The sequence below is a fragment of the Nocardia sp. NPDC019323 genome (genome assembly GCF_044389845.1).
Lineage (GTDB): Bacteria > Actinomycetota > Actinomycetes > Mycobacteriales > Mycobacteriaceae > Nocardia > Nocardia implantans.
In genome coordinates this window covers 56,880-76,081 of the sequence record NZ_JBIRYN010000003.1, presented here as the reverse complement: position 1 = coordinate 76,081, position 19,202 = coordinate 56,880, and the positions used below count along the sequence as shown (strand labels likewise).

Below are 19,202 nucleotides of genomic sequence, written 5' to 3'. Positions count from 1 at the left end.
ACCATGGCAATCATGCCGTGGCCGTGACCCGCTCGGCCGCGAGCACTTCGGCGGCCGCACGCTCGCCCGAGCGGATCGCTCCCTCGATGTAGCCCGACCACTCCGTCGCGGTCTCGCTGCCGGCCCAGTGGATCGGACCGACCGGCCTGCGCAGAGCAGAACCCACGGTGGTCAGGACGCCCGGCGGGAAGAAGGCCCCGTAGCCGCCGCGCGTGTACGGATCGTCGGCCCAGACCTTCTCGTGCCACTCGATCGGTTCTCGCGCGGTGTACCCGAAGGCGCGCACGAGCGAACCGATGATCATGGCGCGTCGTTCGGCCGGGGGCAGGTCGGCCAGTCGCTGCGCGGCCCGGCCCGGCACCAGCGCGCCGAGCACGCCTGGACCGCCGGGCCGGGTGGCGTCGAAGGTGACCGGAACCGGATCGTGCAGGTTCAGCGCTTGCCCGGTGAGCAGGTCGTCACGCCAGAACGGCCGCTCGTAGACGGCGAACGCCTTCAGCACCGAGCCCATCGGCATACGCTGGGTCAGCTGGTCGCGCGCGGCGGGCAGCGGCGGGTCGTAGGCGATCCGCCCGGACAGGGTCGGCGGCACCGCCACGATCACGTGCTCGGCGTGCACCTCGCCGGAGTCGAAGCGCACCACCACGCCGTCCGCCTGCCCGCGGATGGCGGTCACCGGCGCGCCGAGACGCACCGCGCCGCCCAGTTCCGCCGCGACCGCGCGCGCCGGCCCGTCGGCGCCGTCGACGAACAGGCGGGTCACCGTCTCGGCGGTGACCCCCGCCTCGACGCCGCCCGCCGAACGGATCGTGGTCAGCAGACCGAGCATCGAGATGCTGCCGACATCGACGCACAGTTCCTCGCCGATCATCACCTCGGCCAGGTTCCGCGCCCGCCGCTCCGGCAGATTCCGGCGCAGCCAGGTCGCCGCGGTCATCGCGTCCAGCCGATCGGCGTCCGGCGCGGCCCACGGACGCGCCGGATCCAGCCGGGCGGCCAGCCGTTCCAGCCGCCACATGGCCTGTGCGAGCACGACAAGGACGAACGTCGGAAGGGGCGGACGCGCGCCGGTGAACGGCCGCCTGACCACACCCTCGACGAGGAGGTCGGCCCCTTCGGGCGGTGCGTAGGTCGCGGCGCCGTACTCCTCGGCCAGCGCGGCGAATCGCGTATGGGCGGCCGAGATCCACTGGCCGCCGAGGTCGACGGCCCATCCGTCACCGGCACGGGCGGTCAGCGTGCGCCCGCCGACGCGCTCGCTCGCCTCCAGGACGACGACTTCCCGGCCCGCCGCTCGCAACGCCCGCGCCGCGCACAGCCCGGCATATCCGGCACCGACGACAACGACGTCCGCACGGTCCATGGTGGCCTCCCGTCGCCGCACCGTAACTCGACAACCACTGTCGATCACCCGTGGCCGATCCGCAACCGGCGTGGCGAGCATCGTCGCGGTCGCGGTCGCGTCGTCCTGCGCCGATGAGCCGCACGGCGCGTCGCCGCTCAGCGGGTCAGCGTGGCCAGGGCGGCGACGGCGGCCTCCTGCAAGGTCGCGGTCAGCGTGCGCGGCGGCGCCGTGACGCGTCCGCGCACCCATTGCCTGCAGTACTCCTGCGCCGGTCCGACGCAGATCGCGTGCGCCACCGGGTAGCCCTCGCCGCCCGCCTCCGCGGCGCCGAGCAGCTCCAGATACCGGCGCTGCAGCGCGCCGAAGAAGACCCGGTTGTGCTGCGCCAGTTCGGGTTCCGCGTAACCCACTACCTCGTCCGGCAACGTGGCGAACAGGAATCGGGCCAGCTCCCTGTGGTCCTGCACCCAACCGAGATGGGCCGCGAGCATCGCGCGGATCGCCTGTTCGGCGCCTGCGTCCGGCGCGTCGAGACGCTCCAGCACCGTCCGCTGGTAATCGAGCATCCCGGAGACGTAGACGGCGGCGGCCAGTTCGGCTTTCGATCCGAACGCGTGGAACATGCTGCCGCTGGACAAGCCGAGCCGGTCCCGCACACCGGCCACCGTGAAGGACGCGTACCCCTTGGCCAGCAGCTGGCGCGTGGCTTCGGCCAGAATGCGCTCACGAGTGCGCACGGCCGGGCTACTCGCCGAACTCGGCGTCGATGCCGGAACGGACCGCGGCGAGCACCTGAGCGCGCACACGCAGTTTCGTCCCCGCGTGCGCCGCGAAGTCGATTCCGGTCAACCGGCGCGCTTCGGCCGTCGCGCGCGTGCGCAGGTCGTCGGCATCGGCCGCGAGCACGTCGAGAAAGCCCAATTCCCTTGCCTCTTCCGGCCCGACCAGCATCCCGGTGTTCGCCGCCCGGTCGAAACCGGGCGCGGTGAGCCGGTGCCGCGCCAGTTCCACACCGTAGTGCGGAATGGTCAGCCCGATCGCGACCTCGTTGAGACCCAGCTTGAAATCGCCTGTCACGCCGAACCGCACGTCCGTGGCCAGCAGCGTGAACGCGCCTTGGGCGATGGCGTGCCCCTGGCATGCCGCCACGACCGGATAGGGGAAGCCGAGCAGCCGGTGGACCAAGTCGCCGCCGGCCCGGAGGGTGCGGCGGATGTCGTCGGCGGAACGGGAGAACGTCGCCAGGTCGTAACCGGCGGAGAACACGCGCGGGCGGCCGGTCAGCAGCACGACGGCTCGGTCCGCCTCGGCCCGGTCCAAGGCGGCGGCGATGGCGCCGAGCATGTGCTCCGACATCACGTTCGCCTTGCCGTCGTCCAGCGTGACCGTGGCGACGCCGTCGTCGAGCCGGTAGGTGACGAGTTCGGTCATGACAGCCTCCTCTAGAGCAGAACTCTAGAGTAGCACTCCAGAGCCTCGCAGCTAATTGCGGGCTGCGGTCGCGGCGGCCCGAGCAGGACCAGGTGCTGCCGCCGCGAAGAGACGAAACAACGGCGCCGGATCGCCCGATACAGCAAGCACACGATGCTGCCGAAAAAGCCTGGCGCGTCCGGGCTTCGGACTAGCCTCGGGACAGGCCCAGGTGAAGGAAGCGACATGACCGCAGCAACCGCCATCCGCCCGCTGGCGCCGAGCGAGGCCATCTTCGCCAACAGCGAAGTCCTCGTCGGCTATTCGATCCGGGTCGCGGGCCGGTTGGATCTCGCCGCGCTGTCGGCGGCGTTCGAGGCCGTGGTTCGCTCCCGTCCGATCCTCGGCGCCCATCTGGAGCCGGACGGGCGCGGCGGCCACCTGCTGCTCGAATCCCCCGGCGCCGCACCCGAGCTGACGGTCGCCGCGGGCGATCCCGAACAACTGCTCACCGGCGCCCGCCTCGACCAGCGCGAGGCGCTCGCCTCGCTGTGCGTGGTCCGGGACGGCGACAGCGCGGGCGTCACGTTGGTGACCCACCACAGCATCGCGGATGCCTGTCATTCGCTGGCCGTGTTCGCCGAGCTGTTGTCCTGCTACACCGACCGCACCCGCGGCCGATCCGCCGAACTGCCGCCGCACGGCTTCCCGCGCTCGGTGGAGGAGCTGCTGCGCGAGCGCGGCGTGCGGAAGATCGGCACACCGGTCGCGCCGCACCGCCCCGCCGGCGTCGCCGGAAGCCACTCGGAGCCGGAAGATTCCGGCTACCTCGTCCCGCGCACCGCACGCTGCAGGCTGACCAGGAAGCAGACCGCCGCGCTGATCGAACTCGGGCACCGGAACAACACCACGATCAACGGCCTCGCCTCCGCCGCGATCCTGCTGACCGAAGCCGAGCTGCGCGGATTGCCGCTGACCGAACTGGCCTACACCTACTCGGTGGACCTGCGCACCCGGGTGACCCCGCCGATCGGGACGACCGAAGGCACCAACGTGCTCGGCTTCGCCAACTTCGCCCCGACGCCGACCACCGGCACGACGTTGGTCGAACTGGCCCGCGCCATCAGCGACACGCTGCGCGCGGGACTGCACACCGGCCTCGTGCAGCAGACCCCGCTGCACATTCCCGAGATCGCCGCCGGTCCCCCACCGCGCGCACCGGGCATCGTGCTGGCGACCAATTGGGGACGCGTGCAAAGGCCCGGAGTGCCGGACGAGCTGCGCATCACCGACTTCCGCTCGATCATGCTCGGCAAGCCGGACAAGACCGGGCACCGGCTGCAGCAGCCGAGCGGCACCATCATCATCAGCACCTTCGACGACCGGCTGAGCATCGAGATCCATCACCCCGAGGAGACCACGGAGGAACAGCGGGTGCGGGTACGACTGCTGACCAGCCACCTGTCGGAGTTCAGCGCCGCGGGAGCGGCGTGAACCCCGCCGCGCCCGTCAGGCGCGCGCGGCCTGCCTGCGCGACAGAGTCTGCAAAGGATCGGTGAGCACATCGGTGAAGGCCAGCTCCGCGGCGCCGAGCAAGGTGGCGTCGCCCGCGAGCGCGCTGGTGCGCAACCTGACTCGTTCACGGAGGGCTTGCAGGCCGTTCACCGCGACGCGGCTGCGCACCTGGGCCGCCGAGGCCAGATAGATCTCCCGCAGCACGCCACCGAACACCACCATCGACGGATTGAAGACGTTCACCAGATTCGCGACGCCGTAGCCGAGCCATTCGCCGACCTGGTGCAGCGCGTCGCGTGCCGCCGCGTCGCCGCGCGCGGCGGACTCGATGATCGCGTCCACCGCCGCCTGACCCGCGGGCTCGGTCCGTCCCGCCGCCGCGATCAACCCGAGCTCACCCGCTTCGACTTCGAGGCAGCCACGGGAACCGCAGGCGCACGGCCGCCCACCAGGATTGACGATCATGTGCCCGACCTCCCCGCCGTAACCGCCTTCGCCGCCGAGCAATTCGCCGTTCACGATGATGCCGCCGCCGATGCCGACGTCACCGTGCAGGTAGATCAGGTTCGCCAAGCCTTCGCCCACACCGCGTTCGCGTTCGGCCAGCGCGCCGAGGTTGGCGTTGTTACCGACCGCGACGCGGAGGCCGAGACCGAGTTCCCGCGTCAGTGCGGCGCCGAACGCGACATCCACCCAGCCGAGATTCGGTCCGTATCGCACGACGCCGTCCTGTTCGCGGACCATGCCGCAGAACGCGACCCCGACCCCGACGCACCGGGCGTCCGGCGCTGCGGCGGCGATCATCTCCCGCGCCATCGCGGCGAGCGCGGCGATCACGTCGTCCGGGTCGAACGCGCCGCCGGGGCGGGCGGCCGCGGTGCGATCGAGCACCGAGCCGCCCAGCCCGACCCGGGCGGCGGCGAGCCGGTCCGCACCGACGTCCAGCGCGACGACGTAGACGCGCTCGGCCTGCGGGCGCACCACCAGCGACGGTCTGCCCGCCCGCCCGGTCTGACCGGGCAATTCCTCGCTGACCAGCCCCGCCGCCGCCAGATCCGTGGTGAGCGCGAGGATCGTGCTGCGGTTCAACCCCATTCGCTCGGCGAGCGCGGCGCGCGACACCGCTCCGTCGCGGTGGACGTGCCGCAGCAACGCGGCGAGGTTGCGCGTGCGGATCTCATCGGGCGAAGGTGCTGCTCGCATTCACCGGGCTTTCGTCACGGGGGCTGGAATTCATCGCCGCGGGAGCGCACGCTTACGGGAGAGTGCGTCCACTCCGGCCGCCAAGAGCAGCACGAATCCTGTCACAACGAATTTCGTGCCCGCGCTGTAGCCCATCAGCCCCATGCCGTTGTTGATCACGGCGACCACCGCGGCGCCGAGCACCGCGTCCAGCATCCGCCCGCGCCCGCCGAACAGGCTGGTGCCGCCGATCACCGCCGCGCCGACCGCGGTGAGCAGCACGTCGCTGCCGCCGGTGTTCGGATCGACGGAGTTCGCCCGCGATGCCGCGATCAGCCCGCCCACCGCCGCCATCGCCGAGCACAGCACGAAAGCGGTGATCTTCACGCGATCCACCGCGATGCCCGCGCGCCGAGCCGCCTCCGCGTTGCCGCCGACCGCGTAGATGTGCCTGCCGAACGCGGTGCGGTCCAGCACGAACGTCCACAGCAGCAACAGCGCGACGATCATCGGCACCACGATGGGCATACCCGCCAGCGAGTGCACGGCCGGATTGCGGCTGCGCTCGCCGTTGAGCACCAGCACCGCCGCGCCCGCCACCAGCGCGAGCAGCGCGACCCGCAGCACGACCACCCGCGCCGCCGTGCCGGTGAGCCCGAGTTTCGCGCGCGCCCGCCACTTCCGGTACTGCACGAGGGCGAAACCCGCGATCAGCGCCGCGTACAGCACCCAGCCCAGTAGTGGCGGCACGTTCTTGTTCGCGATGGCGACGATCGTCTCGTCCCGGATGGAGATGTTGCGGCCGTTGTCCATGATCTTCAGCGCCACGCCCTGCAACGCGAGGAACGCCGCCAGCGTCACCACGAACGACGGGATCCCGATCTTCACCACGACCGTGCCGATCGCCAGTCCGATCGCAACGCCGGTGAGCAGCGAGACCAGCACCGCCGCGTACCACGGCCACCCCTCGTCGGTCAGCAGCACGGCGAGCACCGCGGCGCAGACCCCGCTGGTGAATCCGGCCGAAAGGTCGATCTCGCCCAGCAACAGCACGAAGATCAACCCCATCGCGATCACCGCGATGGCCGCGCCCTGGGTGAACAGATTCGCGAAGTTGGCCTCGGACATGAAGACCGGGCGCGCCGCCCAGAAGACGGCCGACAGCACGACGAGCGCGATCACCGACGGCAACGCCCCCATGTCGCCGCCGCGCATCCGGCCGACGTAGCCGGTCATCAGGTCGGTCACCGGCGCCGCCGGTCGCCGCTCGGTGGTCACCGCGGTCATCGGGTCACTCCGCTCGCCTCGAGGCCGAGCGCGCCGCTGCGGCCTGCCGTGATCAATTCGACGACCTGCGCGTGCGTCACGTCGGAGGTCCGTACCTGGGCGGCCATCCGGCCGAGATAGAGCGCGGCGATCCGGTCGGACACCGCGAAGACGTCGTTCATGTTGTGCGAGATCAGCACCACCGCGAGGCCCTGGTCGGCGAGTTTGCGGACCAGTTCGAGCACCTGCTGGGTCTGCGCGACGCCGAGCGCGGCCGTCGGCTCGTCCAGGATCACCACCTTGCTGTTCCACAGCACGGCTTTCGCGATGGCCACCGTCTGGCGCTGCCCGCCCGACAGGCTCGCGACCTGCTGGCGGACCGACTTGACGGTGCGCACCGACAGGCTCGCCAGCGTCTTCTCGGCGAGTTCCTCCATCGCGTATTCGTCGAGCACCAGACCGCGCCTGCGTTCCCGGCCGAGGAACATGTTCTGCACGATGTCGAGGTTGTCGCAGAGCGCGAGATCCTGGTAGACGATCTCGATGCCGAGCGCCGCCGCGTCGCGCGGGCTGTGCACCTGCACCGGCGCGCCGTCGAACAGGAATTCCCCCGCGTCGATCGGATGGGTTCCGCCGATGCATTTGACCAGCGTGGACTTGCCCGCCCCGTTGTCTCCGACGAGCGCGGTGACCTCGCCGGGATAGGCGCTGAACGCGACCTCGTGCAGCACGTGGACAGGGCCGAAACTCTTCTCTACTCCGCGTAATTCGATGACCGGCGGTTCGGACATGGGTGGCTCCTCGCCAAGGGAAGGAGCCCCTTCCGCGCTCCCCTCATCGAACCGCGGAAGGGGCGTGCGATATCAGATCCCGTTGTCCGCGCAGAGTTTCGCGAACTCGCCGGTGCACAGCTCGGCCTTGGTGACATAGCCGTCGGCCACTACGTCCTTGACGTCGCGCGGGTAGATCGGCTTGGGCTCCAGCAGCACCGACGGCACGTCGGCGTTCGACTCCGGATCGCGCACCGTGCCGTTGGTCGTGCCCTGCTCCCCTTTCACCAGCCCGACCGCGAGTTTCGCGGTCGCGTCGGCCTCCTTCTGGATCGCCTTGTAGACGGTCATGCACTGGTCGCCCGCCAGCACGTTCTGCAGGCCCTGCACCGTGGCGTCCTGCCCGCTGACCGGCACCTGGCCGTTGAGCTTCTGCTTCTTCAGCACCGCGATCGCGGCATTGGCCAATCCGTCGTTGGCCGCGACGACGCCCCCGATGTCAGGCCGTCCGGTGAGCATCTGCTCGAAGATGGTGCCCGCCTTCGTGTTGTCCCACTCCGGGACGGCCTGATCGGGGCCCTTGACGTACTGGCCCGCGTCGAATCGCGGCTTCAGCACACCGTCGTAGCCGGTCTTCAGCAGGGTGGCGTTGTTGTCGGTCGGTCCGCCGTTCAGGTACGCGACCACCGGGCGCACCGCGTTGCGATCGGTCAGGCACTGCGCGACGCCCGCACCGAGCAGACTGCCGACCTTCACATTGTCGAAGGACACGTAGTACTGCGCGCCGCCGCCCAGGGTGAGCCGGTCGTAGTCGATCACGGTGACGCCCTGCGATTTCGCCTTCTGGATCACCGCTTTGCCGGTGCCGCTGTCCAGGTTGGTCATCACCAGCACCGAGACGCCGTTGGTGATCATCTGGTCGGCGATGGTCTGGAAGGCGTTCTTGTCGCCTTGGGCGTTCTGGATATCGGCCTTGACGCCCGCGGCGTCGAACGCCTGTTGCAGGTATTTGCGATCCGCCGTCTCCCAGCGGGCGGAGGTCTTGCTGTCCGGGAGGATCACGCCGATCCGGGTTTCGCCGCCGGAGTCCCCCGAGTCGCCGCACGCGGTGAGTGTGGCGGCCAGCAGCGCGAACGACAGCGCGGCGGCGCTGAAGATGCCCTTACGCATGAGTGGGCCTTTCATCACCGGCCGAGACGATGCCCCGGCCGGTCGGAGTGGAACGAATGTTGTGGACAGCAACATATTCCACTGTGACACAGCGCACAACAGCTAATTTGTTGTTCCGGATAACAATCTCGACACGCAGACGTTCGCCGAGGTCGATGGCACCGCGGCCGGATCGGCAAGGGGCGCGGGATGGCTCGTGAACAGGGATGTCGGCCGATCCCTCCGGCCACGCCCGCGGATGCCGGAGGCATCACCCGCACTCAGGGGCGGGCACCGGACACGCCCAGGAGTCGCCCACGCGCGGAACCGACCACCGAGGAACGGGCGCATGGCGGGCCTCCGGCACAGTACCCTTGGCGGTGAATCATGGCGCGGTAGCGACAGACTGGGATCCGGGAGGGGAACAGTGGATACGCTCAGGCTCGACCCGGCGGCGGTGGCCGCCTACACCGCGATCGCGGACGCGGTGTCGAAACAATTGGCGTCGGCGGCCACGGTCGCCTCCGGCGCGGTGGATCCGGAACGGCTGGCCGCCGATCTCGGGCTCGTCGGTGCGGAATTCGCGGCGCGCTTCTCCGCGGCCGTCTCCGAACACGCCGAAGCGTTGTCGACGGCGGGCCAGCTGGTCGGCGCCTACGGCCAGGTGCTGCGCGGTTACAGCGAGAGCGCGCAGGATGTCGACGCCGCGACGGCGAGCGCGATCACCAGGTCCGGGGAGGCGTCGGCATGAGAAGCCTGATGGGACTGCGCAAACGCGCGCACGTCACCCAGCCCGCCGCCGAGACCACCCGACCGCTGAGCACCGAACCGGGCGTCGATCCGCCGATCGTCGCCGCGCTGGTCGAACCCCTTCTGACGCTGCGCTCCTCGCTCGGCACCGGCGTCGGCGTGCCGAGCGCGGCCGCGACCGGGGCGCTGTCGGCCGCTTCCACGCAGGCGGCCGACACCGAAGGTCCGCACCGGGAAGGCCTGCACGCGCTGGAGTCGACCTGGACCTCGAAGGCCGCCGACAGCGCGGTGCCCGCGATGCGCACCACGCAGACCCAGATCGGCGACATCTCCGATCGCGGTCCGGCCTATCTGTCCGTGCTCGCCGACGCGCACGCCACCTCGGGGCGCGCGGCGCGGCGGGTCGACCAGATCATCGCCGACTTCCGGCGCGACGCGCGCGAGATCCTGGACAACGCCACCTCCGCACCGGAGACCGACGCCGTCATCACCCGCGCCACCCAGGCGCTGCGCGACGCGCTCACCACCGTGACGGCCGCGCGCACCGAAATGGACGACCACACCAGGCGACTCGACGAGATGGGTCCGCTCACGGTCACCACACCGTCCGGCGTCTCCCAAGGGCAAGCCGTCTCTCCCGGCAGCACCGGTCAAGTCGTGCCCGGCACCACGGCACCCGCCACCACCCAGCCGATGGACCCGGCCATGGTCGCGCAATTGCAATTGCAGCAGCAGCTCATCTCCGCGGGAGTGGATCTGGGCACCACGGCCATCAACGCGGGCGTCGACATCGGCACGCACATCATCGACAAGATCGCCGAAGTCGGCATCCACGGCATCGACACCGTCGCGGCGGCCGCGGACAAGGCGATCCCGGAGCTGATCAACCCTGGATCCACCACCAATCCCGGCTCGAACGGCGACGACTCGAAGAACTCCTCGAAGTTGTTCGACTTCGGCGGATCGCCGGAGCACAAGCCGTCCACCAGCGGCCCGGGTTCGGTGATCCCGCCCGGCAACTCCGCCCCCGCCGCCCGCGCGGACGTGCCGAAGCCGGAGAGCAGGCCCGCGCCCGCGGTCATCCCGCCCGCCGATTCCGCACCGCCCGCGCCCGCGAGCAACCCCGACCATCCGGCGCACCCCGGCCCGACCGGCGGCATGGTGGTGCCGCCCGCCGCGCCGCCCGGCGGTGAGGACCACGAACACAAGCCGCGCGACGGCCAGCTCGGCGTGACCATCCCGTCCGCCGTGACGGCGGTCGTGCCGGTGCTGGGCGAATTCGACGATGACGCCCCCTGACCGGGAGCATCCCAGTCAGGGCGCGGGCCAGGCCAACCCGTTCGACACGGGTCTGCCGATGCTGCGCATCCCCGCGAGCAAGCCGTCCAAACGACGTCGTTCGCCCGGGCGCCGCAAGCAGACCCGTCGTCGTGAACCGCAGTACGAGGCGCCGGAACCACCGCGTCAGCCGCAGCGGCAAGAGACCAGGCCGCGCTTCGGCGAATGGGAGCAATGGCTGGAGCCCGCACCCGCCGCGGTGCGGGCTGCGCAACCCGTTGCCCCACAGCAGCGCGGCGCACCGGCCGAGCCGGAGCAGGTCAAGGCCGCGGACAGCCACGTCCCTGCGCCCGCCGTCGTCAATCGATCCGGCATCCATCCCGGCACCCCCGTGCGGCGTCCGCGGCGCACCGATCAGCAGCGCGGCAACCGTTCGCTGACCGTCCTGATCGTCCTCGGCATCGCGATCGCCACCGTCTCGATCGGCATGGCCATGATCTACGGTTCCGAGTCGAATTCCCGCAAGCCGGCGGCGACGTCGCCGCCGCGCGCGGCCGGGCCCGCACCGGTTACGTCCACATCAACCTCGCGGGTCAGGCCGCCGTGGGCCATCGCCACGCCGGGATGCGAGCAGAAACGCACCGGCGACGTCATTTCCGGCACCGATCCGGGCGGCACCGGCAACGGCCCCGACGCCATCTTCGCCTTCGAGTACGCCTACTACGCCGAACGATCCGGATACCGGGCGCGCGCGGTGGTCGCCCCCGACGCCGCCGTATCACCCGCCGATCAGATCCAGCGCGGCATCAATCAGGTGCCCGCGGGCACCCGCTACTGCGTGCAGATCTCCCGGGCCGGGGACGGCCCCGACGGCCAGGCACGGTGGGAAGTGCGTTTGACGCAGCAGTTTCCCGGCGAGGACGCGAACACCTTCACGCAGTTCATCACGACCCGAACCGGAACGGATCAAACGCTGATCACCAGCATCACGGCGGGCTGAGGGCATCCGGCCGAGACCGGCTCGTTCCGCCGCCGGTGCCGGACCACTCTTGCGAACACCAATGTTCGCCGAGCATGATGAGCGGTGAATCGACTTGCGGCAGCGATCGTTCCGACACGATCGCGAAGCGAAAGGTTGGACCGTTGCATCGCCTGATCCGGATAGCCCTCACCATCGTCGTCGCGGGCCTCATCGCGCCTTTTCTATCCGTGGCCTCCGCGCACGCGGCGCCGACGGTGCGCTGGGAGACCAGGGTGAGCGACCGGATTCTCGACATCGGAGTGTCCTCCCCGAACCTCGAGGGCCCGGACTGGTCCGTCAAGGTGGTGCGACTGCTGCTTCCCCCTGGCTGGTCCAAGGACGCCGCCCGCACCTGGCCGACGGTGTGGGTTCTGCACGGCGGCTTCGACGACCACAAATCCTGGACCGACAAAGGCGATCTGGCGGCGCTGACCGCGGGACGGGAAGCGATCTTCGTACTACCCGAGACTAGTTGGTGCAGCGCGTATTCCGACTGGTACAACGACGGCCACGGCGGCCCGCCTGCGTGGGAGAGCTACCTGTTGAACGACGTGCGCACCCTGCTGGAAACCGGCTACCGCGCCAATGCGACCCGCGCCATCGCGGGCAATTCGATGGGCGGCCTCGGGGCGATGAAGTTCGCCGCCGCCCACCAGGGATGGTTCCGCTCGGCCGCTTCCTTCAGCGGCAACGTCGATCCGCTGCACGACTCCGGCGCCCCCGGCGAACCCGACAAGCCCGGCCAGGGCTGCGCCGCCGACTGGAAACGAGTCTGGGGCGATTACACCGTCAACCGCGACATCTGGGTCGCCAACAACCCCTACAGCCGGGCCGCCGATCTCACCGGCATCCCCTTGTTCGTCTCCTACGGCAAGGGCGATCCCGTGGAATCCGCAGCCTACGAACAGAACTACCGTTTCGTGGACCGCCTGCAAGAACTCGGCGCGCAGGTGGACGAGCGCTATGTGCCCGCCCAGGGACACAACTGGGACGCCTGGAAGATCCAGATGCAGAACGCCTTGCCCATGCTGCTGTCCTCGGTGGGGGCGGGATGAGCGCGCTCGCGGCCGCGAACTGCTCCGCTCAGCGCGGCGTCAGCTTGACGACCGGAATCACCCGATCGGTCTTCTCCTGGTATTCCGCGAAGCCGGGCATCACCTCGACCATCGCGGCGTAGAGGCGATCGCGTTCCGGGCCATCGGTGATCGCGGTCGCGGTCGCCTCGAGGGTTTCGGTGCCGATTTCGATCGTGACCTCCGGATGGGCGCGCACGTTGTGGTACCAGTCGGGATTGGTGGGAGCGCCCGCCTTGGAGGCGACCACCACGATGTCCTCGCCGTCGCGAATGAACGCGAGCGGATTGGTGCGCGGGCGACCCGACTTCGCGCCGGTGCTGGTCAGCAACAGCAGCTCGCGGCCTGCGAAGGGGCCGCCGACCTTGCCCTGGTTGGCGCGAAATTCCTCGATGATCTGGGTGTTCCAGTCGCCTGCCATGGCTTGTCTCTCCTAGGGAGTAGGGTGCGCCGGGTCGTGCGCGAGCCTACCCAGATCTGGCTGCCGGAGCCGAACCAACGCCCGCCCAACAGCGGAAGGGGCACGATGGCGGGGTGCGGGTGCTTGTTGTCGAGGACGAGAAATTGCTGGCCGACGCGATCGCCGACGGCCTGCGCAGGCATGCCATGGCGGTCGACGTGGTGTACGACGGCGCCGCGGCGCTGGAGCGTACCGGCGTGCACGACTACGACGTGGTGGTACTCGACCGCGATCTGCCCGGCGTCTCCGGTGACGCGGTGTGCGGCACGCTCGTGGCGTCCGGCGGCGCGGCGCGCATCCTGATGCTGACGGCGGCGAGCGCCGTGGCGGAGCGGGTGGCCGGTCTGGGGCTCGGCGCGGACGACTATCTGACCAAGCCGTTCGCCTTCGCCGAGCTGGTCGCCCGAATCCAGGCGCTCGGGCGGCGGGCGCGCAGCGCCGCTCCCCCGGTGCTGGAGCGCTCCGGCATCCGGCTCGACCAGCACCGGTTCGCCGTCACCAGGAACGGCGAGCCGGTCACCCTGTCGCGCAAGGAGTTCGCGGTGCTGGCCGAACTGCTGCGCGCGGACGGCGGCGTAGTCTCGGCCGAGCAACTGCTGGAGAAGGCGTGGGACGAGCACATCGACCCGTTCACCGGCGTGGTGCGGTACACGATCATGAACGTACGGCGCAAACTGGGCGACCCGCGGCTGATCGAGACCGAGCCCGGCGTGGGCTACCGGATCCGATGAGCGGGCGCACGATCCGGCTGCGGCTGACGCTGCTGTACGCGACGGCGTTCTTCCTGGCGGGCGCGGTGCTGATCGCGTTGACGTACTTCTACCTCAACCAGTCGCTGGAGCGGCGGCCCGGCGGCGGTGCGCAGCAAGTGGTGCGCGAATATCTCATCGAGCGGGCGGAGCGGAACCGGGCCCCGATCTCCACGGAACTCTTCAAGGCGCTCAGCGAGCAGGCCCAACGCAATCGGCGCGACACCCTGCGCGCCATGCTGATGTGGTCGCTGGTATCCCTGGGCGCGGTGGGCATCGCCGCGGGTGGCTTCGGCTGGTTGCTGGCCGGACGCGCCCTGCATCCGTTGCAGCGGATCACCGCGACCGCGCGGCGCGTTGCCGACACCAGCCTGCACGAGCGCATCGCCCTCGACGGTCCGCAGGACGAGATCAAGGACCTGGCCGACACCTTCGACGCGATGCTGGAACGGCTGGACCGCGCCTTCGACGGACAGCGCCGATTCGTGGCGAACGCCTCCCACGAGTTGCGCACACCGCTGACCATCAACCGGACGCTGATCGAGGTGGCGTTGGAAGACCCCGAGGCGCCCGAGTCCACCCGCAGGCTCGGCGCCACGCTCCTCGAGGTCAACCGCAGGCACGAACGACTCATCGACGGCCTCTTGGTACTGGCCACCAGCGAACAGCGGCTGACCGAACACCGCCGCGCCGACCTCGCCGACATCGCCGCCGACGCGGTGGGGACCTGGGCCGAGCGGCCAGGGGCCGAGATCACCGCCGATCTCGAACCGGCTCCCGTGCAGGGAGATCCGCTGTTGCTGGAACGCCTCGTACACAATCTGCTCGACAACGCCGTGCGCTACAACCTGCCCGAGAACGGCTGGGTGACCATCCGGTCGACGACGAGCGGCGACCGCGCCGTGCTCACCGTGGCCAACAGCGGCCCCCGGGTGCCCGCGTTCGAGGTCGACAGTCTCTTCGAGCCGTTCCGCAGACTGTCCACCGCCGAGCGCTTGGCCGCTTCCGAGGCCCGCGGCGCCGGGCTCGGCTTGTCGATCGTGCGCTCGGTGGCCCAGGCCCACGGAGGCACCGTCCACGCGACGGCCCGGCCGGAGGGCGGTCTGGCCGTCACCGTCGACCTCCCTCGCGCGCGGGAGTAGCGCAGGACGGGCGAGTCCGACACCTCGCCCGTACCGTGCTCAGTAGTTGTGGCAGGTGTCGGCGATGACGCGGAACTTCTCGCGGTGCTGCTGCGCCTCCGGCGAGTTCCTGCGCTCCTCGAACCTGCTCTTGGCCTGCGGGTGCTGGTCCAGGAACTCCTTGGCGCGCTGCTTGCGCTGCTCGACCGGGAGGCTCAGGAATTCCTGGAGTTTCGCCTTCCGGTCCGGGTGGGCGTCGAGCCGGGCGGCGGCGTCGGGGAATTGGGCGTGCACGGCGGCGTCGATCTGCGCGAAGCTGCACGTCGTCTCGAGCAGTCCGCCCGGCTGCGGCTGCGCGGAAGCGGTTGCCGGAACCAGCAGCGCACCCGCGGCGAGCAGACCGCCCAGGGCGAGGGTGGCTCGAACGATTCTCGTCATGTCGGATAACCCTTTCGGTGGGGACGTGGGGCCACCTCGTGACCCGGCGTCAGTCCACCAGAAAGGCTGTTTGGACGGCGCTAGGTCGTGCCGCCGGGCTACCGTTGGGGTCGCTGTCGTGTACGGATCTACCGATTCCCGCTGCTGGAGGCGTCTTGCGCACCATCGCTCGTGTACTGCTCGCCCTCGTGGCCTTCGCCTGCGCTGCGGTCTGCGCCCCGGCCGTGGCGCTCGGCACGCCGCAGGCCGTGCACCTCGACGACGTGACCGCGAAGAAGCTCGACGAACTGCTGTCGCTGCGCGCTCAGGCGCCCGCCTCGGCGAGCAAGGCGGAGCTGATCGAACTGCTGTCGCGCCGCTTCCTCGGCACGCCTTACGGCGCGAACATGCTCGTCGGATCGGCCACCCGGCCCGAACAACTGGTCGTCGACCTGCGCCGGGTGGACTGCTTCACCTTCCTGGACTACGTCCAAGCGCTCACCGCGGCCACCGACCGCGACCAGTTCACCACGAACCTGATCCGCACCCGCTACGCCGGTGGCCGCGTGGATTTCCAGCAGCGCAAACACTTCTTCACCGACTGGGCGCACGTTCCCGAGATCGCGGCCACCGACATCACGGCGACGTTGAGCACCGCCGCGGTGACCGTCACCCGGCACCTGAACGCGAAAGCCGACGGCGGCATGTATCTGCCGGGGCTGCCGGTGGTCGATCGCGCGATCACCTACATTCCCAGCGCCGCCGTCGGCCAGGACGTCGTCAGCGGGCTGCGCACCGGCGACTACATCGGCGCCTACGCCGACCAACCGGGACTGGACGTCACCCACGTCGGCATCTTCGTCATGACCGACGCGGGCCCGGTCTTCCGCAACGCGTCCTCGCTCGCCGGCAACGACAAGGTGGTGGATTCACCCTTCGCCGAGTACGTCCGGTCGACCCCTGGCATCGTCGTCCTGCGGGCGCGCTGACCGCGCCGCGGGTCAGGCGACGGGCGCCGGCCGCCGGACGGCCGATTTCGGCGTCCCGGTGAGCGTCTTGCCCAGGTCGGTGCGCAGCGTGGTGGCCGAGTCGAGCAAGTAGTTCTGCCGCACCTTCCACGGATGACGGCCGCCCTGACGGGGGAAGTCGCCGATGGAGCGCTGGATGTAGCCGGAGGCCAGATCCAGCAGCGGGTGCTCCTCGAGCGTGCCACGCGGCTCGGGCACCACAGCCGCGTAGCCCTTGCGATCCATGTGGTTGAGCACCTTGCAGACCAACCGGGAGGTGAGGTCGGCGCGCAACGTCCACGACGCGTTGGTGTAGCCGATGCACACGGCGAAGTTCGGGACGCCGGTGAGCATGGCCCCTTGCCAGACGAATTGCTCGGACAAGTCGACCCGCACACCGTCGACGCTGGGCACGATGCCGCCGAAGGCCAGCAGTTGCAGCCCGGTCGCGGTGATCACGATGTCCGCTTCCAGCACCCGGCCGGACTTCAGCCGGATGCCCTCCGGGACGAAGGTGTCGATGTGATCGGTGACGACCTCGGCCTTGCCCTTCTTCATGGCCTTGAAGAAGTCCGCGTCCGGGACCGCGCACAGACGCTGGTCCCAGGGGTTGTAGCTGGGCGTGAAGTGCTCCGCGACGGCCTTTTCGTCCTTCAGGATGCGGGTGGTGAGGCCGGTGAGCAGCTTGCGCGCCGCTTCCGGACGGCGACGGCAGTACTGGTAGAAGCCGATGCCGAACAGGATGTTCTTGGTGCGGATCAGGCGATGCGCCAGACGCGGCGGCAGCAGTTCGCGGATCCGGTCGGCCACCTTGTCCCGCCCCGGGACAGCGCTGATCCAGGTCGGCGACCGTTGCAGCATGGTCACCAGCTGCGCCTGCTCCGCCATCGCGGGGACCAGGGTGACCGCGGTCGCGCCACTGCCGATCACGACGACCCGCTTGCCGCGATAGTCGAAGTCCTCGGGCCAGAACTGCGGGTGCACCACCTGGCCGGTGAACGACGCGATGCCCGGGAATTCCGGCGCGTACGGCTGGTCGTAGTCGTAGTACCCGGCGCAGGCGTAGAGGAAGCCGCAGGTCAGCGTGTGCGTTTCGGGCGAGCCGGACGCGTCGCGCCGCTCGAGGGTCAAAGTCCAGCGCGCGGCGGCGCTGTCCCAATCGGCCGCGAGCACCTTGGTGCGGAAACGGATGTGCCGGTCGATGCCGTTCTCGGTCGCGGTCTCGGTGATGTAGCGCAGGATCGAGGGACCGTCCGCGATCGACTTGGCGTCCCGCCAGGGCTTGAACGGGTAGCCGAGGGTGAACATGTCGGAGTCCGAGCGGATGCCGGGGTAGCGGAACAGATCCCAGGTGCCGCCCAGCGAGTCGCGGGCTTCCAGGACGGCGTAGGTCTTGCCCCCGCACTCGGTCTGCAACCGGTAGGCAGCGCCGATACCGGATAGTCCCGCGCCGACGATCACGACATCGAGGTGTTCCGGTGCTGCATCGGTCTGCGTCATGTCTCCAGTGTGCGAGCCCGATGGGGTCGCTTTCTTGACTTTGCGCGACAACTATTTGATCCTCGACGACATGTCGGTGATTCGCTCCGCGGGGTTGCGCGGCTTTCGCGCGACCGTGGCCGAACTGGGCGGCGACGCGGAGGCGCTGGCCTCGGCATGCGGCCTGCCGGTGGCCGCCCTGGACGCCGACGACCTGCTGGTACCCGACGAGCGGGTCGCGGCCGTGCTGGAACTGGCCGCGCACCAGCTGCGCTGTCCCGACCTGGGCCTGCGGATCTCCCAGCGGCAGGATCTGGACATGCTCGGCCCGCTGGCGCTGGCCATCCGGAATTCGCCGTCGCTGGCGGATGTGCTGGAGTGCTCGGCGCGCTATCTGTTCCTGCACGCGCGGTCGCTGAGCCTGACGCTGGAACCGGACCCGTACGGGGACCGCGGCGTGATCGCGCTGCGCTACGGCGTGCGCCCGGGACTTCCCACACCCGTCCAGGGCACCGACCTGGGCCTGGCCTTCGTGCATCGCACCATCCAGCGCTTGGTGGACGACAGGTACGGGTTGCGCTCGGTCGAGCTGCCCTATCGCCCCGAGGCGGCGCTCGCCCGGTACGAGGAATTCTTCGGCGCCCCGGTGCGCGCCGGGCGGCCGTTCCCGGCGCTGCGGGTGCCGAGCAGCCTGGCGAGCAGGCCGCTCACCGGCGGTGACGAGAACCTGCACCGGCTGGCGATGGCCTTTCTCGCCGAGCAGTCCGGTGACGCGGCGGCGGCGCTCGCCCCGCAGGTGCGCGCCGCCGTGCAGCAGTTGCTCGGCACGTCCGCGCCCGAGATCGGCGCGGTGGCACGGCTGCTGACGGTGCATCCGCGCACCTTGCAGCGCCGTCTCGCCGCCGAGCACACCTCGTTCGCCGAGATCCTGGACGAGGTGCGGCGGGACGCGGCGCGGCGGTATCTCGCCACGACGGACATGCCGATGAGTCAGGTCGCCTCGCTGATCGGGCTCTCCGAACAGGCGACCTTCACCCGCTGCGCCCGAAGGTGGTGGGGCACAACGCCTACCGCCCTGCGCCGCGCGGAGGCGCACGGAAGCGGCCAGCCGCACGACACTTTCGGGTGACAGAACGGCATCCGGGACGATTTCGCGGCGATCCGGCGCGGCCGGCGGCGTTCGAATCGTCGCTGGGAAGCCGCGATTCGG

General features: G+C 70.1%; 19 protein-coding genes. 9 read left to right on the top strand and 10 right to left on the bottom strand.

Annotated features, from left to right (window positions below; genetic code table 11):
- Window positions 1-10: 10 nt before the first annotated feature.
- The 3 genes from ACH49X_RS13355 to ACH49X_RS13345 form a co-directional block, all read right to left on the bottom strand.
- Window positions 11-1,363: an FAD-dependent oxidoreductase gene (locus ACH49X_RS13355; protein ID WP_357204881.1), complete on the bottom strand. Its 1,353-nt coding sequence runs from the start codon at window positions 1,361-1,363 to the stop codon at window positions 11-13.
- 137 nt (window positions 1,364-1,500) lie between these two features.
- Window positions 1,501-2,082, bottom strand: coding sequence for a TetR/AcrR family transcriptional regulator (locus ACH49X_RS13350; protein ID WP_195077380.1), 582 nt, complete (start codon window positions 2,080-2,082; stop codon window positions 1,501-1,503).
- 7 nt (window positions 2,083-2,089) lie between these two features.
- Window positions 2,090-2,776, bottom strand: a complete 687-nt coding sequence (locus ACH49X_RS13345; RefSeq protein WP_357204878.1) for a crotonase/enoyl-CoA hydratase family protein — start codon at window positions 2,774-2,776, stop codon at window positions 2,090-2,092.
- Window positions 2,777-3,001: 225 nt separating this feature from the next.
- Here ACH49X_RS13345 and ACH49X_RS13340 point away from each other — a divergent pair, with 225 nt between their 5' ends.
- A complete protein-coding gene (locus ACH49X_RS13340) occupies window positions 3,002-4,249 on the top strand; it encodes an acyltransferase (protein WP_195077378.1) in 1,248 nt (415 codons plus the stop codon).
- A 15-nt stretch (window positions 4,250-4,264) separates the two neighbouring features.
- Here the strand turns inward: ACH49X_RS13340 and ACH49X_RS13335 are convergent, their stop codons facing one another.
- The 4 genes from ACH49X_RS13335 to ACH49X_RS13320 form a co-directional block, all read right to left on the bottom strand.
- Window positions 4,265-5,473, bottom strand: a complete 1,209-nt coding sequence (locus ACH49X_RS13335; RefSeq protein ID WP_195077377.1) for an ROK family protein — start codon at window positions 5,471-5,473, stop codon at window positions 4,265-4,267.
- 30 nt (window positions 5,474-5,503) lie between these two features.
- The gene (locus tag ACH49X_RS13330) at window positions 5,504-6,739 is read right to left on the bottom strand and encodes a sugar ABC transporter permease (RefSeq protein ID WP_195077376.1); all 1,236 of its coding nucleotides are present in this window, start codon (window positions 6,737-6,739) and stop codon (window positions 5,504-5,506) included.
- The gene (locus ACH49X_RS13325) at window positions 6,736-7,509 is read right to left on the bottom strand and encodes an ATP-binding cassette domain-containing protein (protein ID WP_357104226.1); all 774 of its coding nucleotides are present in this window, start codon (window positions 7,507-7,509) and stop codon (window positions 6,736-6,738) included. Before ACH49X_RS13325 ends, ACH49X_RS13330 begins: the two co-directional genes overlap by 4 nt.
- Window positions 7,510-7,581: 72 nt before the next feature.
- Complete coding sequence (locus tag ACH49X_RS13320; RefSeq protein ID WP_195077374.1) at window positions 7,582-8,658, bottom strand: sugar ABC transporter substrate-binding protein; 1,077 nt, start codon at window positions 8,656-8,658, stop codon at window positions 7,582-7,584.
- Window positions 8,659-9,064: 406 nt separating this feature from the next.
- Between ACH49X_RS13320 and ACH49X_RS13315 the strand changes: the two genes are divergently transcribed.
- The 4 genes from ACH49X_RS13315 (at window position 9,065) to ACH49X_RS13300 (ending at window position 12,741) form a co-directional block, all read left to right on the top strand.
- Window positions 9,065-9,388, top strand: a complete 324-nt coding sequence (locus tag ACH49X_RS13315) for a hypothetical protein (protein ID WP_195043187.1) — start codon at window positions 9,065-9,067, stop codon at window positions 9,386-9,388.
- Complete coding sequence (locus ACH49X_RS13310; protein ID WP_357204875.1) at window positions 9,385-10,686, top strand: hypothetical protein; 1,302 nt, start codon at window positions 9,385-9,387, stop codon at window positions 10,684-10,686. The genes ACH49X_RS13315 and ACH49X_RS13310 overlap by 4 nt, the downstream gene beginning before the upstream one ends.
- Window positions 10,673-11,665, top strand: a complete 993-nt coding sequence (locus ACH49X_RS13305; RefSeq protein WP_357204872.1) for a hypothetical protein — start codon at window positions 10,673-10,675, stop codon at window positions 11,663-11,665. The genes ACH49X_RS13310 and ACH49X_RS13305 overlap by 14 nt, the downstream gene beginning before the upstream one ends.
- A 143-nt stretch (window positions 11,666-11,808) precedes the next feature.
- Entirely contained in the window at window positions 11,809-12,741 is a 933-nt protein-coding gene (locus ACH49X_RS13300) for an alpha/beta hydrolase-fold protein (protein WP_323123946.1), read from the top strand.
- Window positions 12,742-12,769: 28 nt separating this feature from the next.
- Here the strand turns inward: ACH49X_RS13300 and ACH49X_RS13295 are convergent, their stop codons facing one another.
- Window positions 12,770-13,180, bottom strand: a complete 411-nt coding sequence (locus tag ACH49X_RS13295) for a nitroreductase family deazaflavin-dependent oxidoreductase (RefSeq protein WP_195077371.1) — start codon at window positions 13,178-13,180, stop codon at window positions 12,770-12,772.
- A 113-nt stretch (window positions 13,181-13,293) separates the two neighbouring features.
- On the opposite strand from ACH49X_RS13295, the gene ACH49X_RS13290 reads away from it, so the two are divergent.
- A complete protein-coding gene (locus tag ACH49X_RS13290) occupies window positions 13,294-13,950 on the top strand; it encodes a response regulator transcription factor (protein WP_357204870.1) in 657 nt (218 codons plus the stop codon).
- Entirely contained in the window at window positions 13,947-15,110 is a 1,164-nt protein-coding gene (locus ACH49X_RS13285; protein WP_357204867.1) for a HAMP domain-containing sensor histidine kinase, read from the top strand. The genes ACH49X_RS13290 and ACH49X_RS13285 overlap by 4 nt, the downstream gene beginning before the upstream one ends.
- A gap of 39 nt (window positions 15,111-15,149) precedes the next feature.
- Here the strand turns inward: ACH49X_RS13285 and ACH49X_RS13280 are convergent, their stop codons facing one another.
- Window positions 15,150-15,527 carry a hemophore-related protein gene (locus ACH49X_RS13280; RefSeq protein ID WP_195077369.1) on the bottom strand — a complete coding sequence of 126 codons (378 nt, stop codon included), beginning with the start codon at window positions 15,525-15,527 and terminating at the stop codon, window positions 15,150-15,152.
- Window positions 15,528-15,682: 155 nt separating this feature from the next.
- Here ACH49X_RS13280 and ACH49X_RS13275 point away from each other — a divergent pair, with 155 nt between their 5' ends.
- A complete protein-coding gene (locus tag ACH49X_RS13275; protein WP_195077368.1) occupies window positions 15,683-16,495 on the top strand; it encodes a DUF1460 domain-containing protein in 813 nt (270 codons plus the stop codon).
- 12 nt (window positions 16,496-16,507) lie between these two features.
- Here ACH49X_RS13275 and ACH49X_RS13270 read toward each other — a convergent pair whose 3' ends face one another.
- Window positions 16,508-18,013, bottom strand: a complete 1,506-nt coding sequence (locus ACH49X_RS13270; RefSeq protein WP_195077367.1) for an NAD(P)/FAD-dependent oxidoreductase — start codon at window positions 18,011-18,013, stop codon at window positions 16,508-16,510.
- A 34-nt stretch (window positions 18,014-18,047) separates the two neighbouring features.
- Here ACH49X_RS13270 and ACH49X_RS13265 point away from each other — a divergent pair, with 34 nt between their 5' ends.
- A complete protein-coding gene (locus tag ACH49X_RS13265) occupies window positions 18,048-19,121 on the top strand; it encodes an AraC family transcriptional regulator (protein WP_323123947.1) in 1,074 nt (357 codons plus the stop codon).
- Window positions 19,122-19,202: the final 81 nt, after the last annotated feature.

Coding starts and splice junctions, on each gene's coding strand:
- ACH49X_RS13335 (WP_195077377.1), bottom strand. CDS start 5,473: ATGCGAGCAGCACCTTCGCCCGATGAGATCCGCACGCGCAACCTCGCC.
- ACH49X_RS13330 (WP_195077376.1), bottom strand. CDS start 6,739: ATGACCGCGGTGACCACCGAGCGGCGACCGGCGGCGCCGGTGACCGAC.
- ACH49X_RS13280 (WP_195077369.1), bottom strand. CDS start 15,527: ATGACGAGAATCGTTCGAGCCACCCTCGCCCTGGGCGGTCTGCTCGCC.
- ACH49X_RS13340 (WP_195077378.1), top strand. CDS start 3,002: ATGACCGCAGCAACCGCCATCCGCCCGCTGGCGCCGAGCGAGGCCATC.
- ACH49X_RS13345 (WP_357204878.1), bottom strand. CDS start 2,776: ATGACCGAACTCGTCACCTACCGGCTCGACGACGGCGTCGCCACGGTC.
- ACH49X_RS13310 (WP_357204875.1), top strand. CDS start 9,385: ATGAGAAGCCTGATGGGACTGCGCAAACGCGCGCACGTCACCCAGCCC.
- ACH49X_RS13270 (WP_195077367.1), bottom strand. CDS start 18,013: ATGACGCAGACCGATGCAGCACCGGAACACCTCGATGTCGTGATCGTC.
- ACH49X_RS13305 (WP_357204872.1), top strand. CDS start 10,673: ATGACGCCCCCTGACCGGGAGCATCCCAGTCAGGGCGCGGGCCAGGCC.
- ACH49X_RS13320 (WP_195077374.1), bottom strand. CDS start 8,658: ATGCGTAAGGGCATCTTCAGCGCCGCCGCGCTGTCGTTCGCGCTGCTG.
- ACH49X_RS13285 (WP_357204867.1), top strand. CDS start 13,947: ATGAGCGGGCGCACGATCCGGCTGCGGCTGACGCTGCTGTACGCGACG.
- ACH49X_RS13325 (WP_357104226.1), bottom strand. CDS start 7,509: ATGTCCGAACCGCCGGTCATCGAATTACGCGGAGTAGAGAAGAGTTTC.
- ACH49X_RS13355 (WP_357204881.1), bottom strand. CDS start 1,363: ATGGACCGTGCGGACGTCGTTGTCGTCGGTGCCGGATATGCCGGGCTG.
- ACH49X_RS13295 (WP_195077371.1), bottom strand. CDS start 13,180: ATGGCAGGCGACTGGAACACCCAGATCATCGAGGAATTTCGCGCCAAC.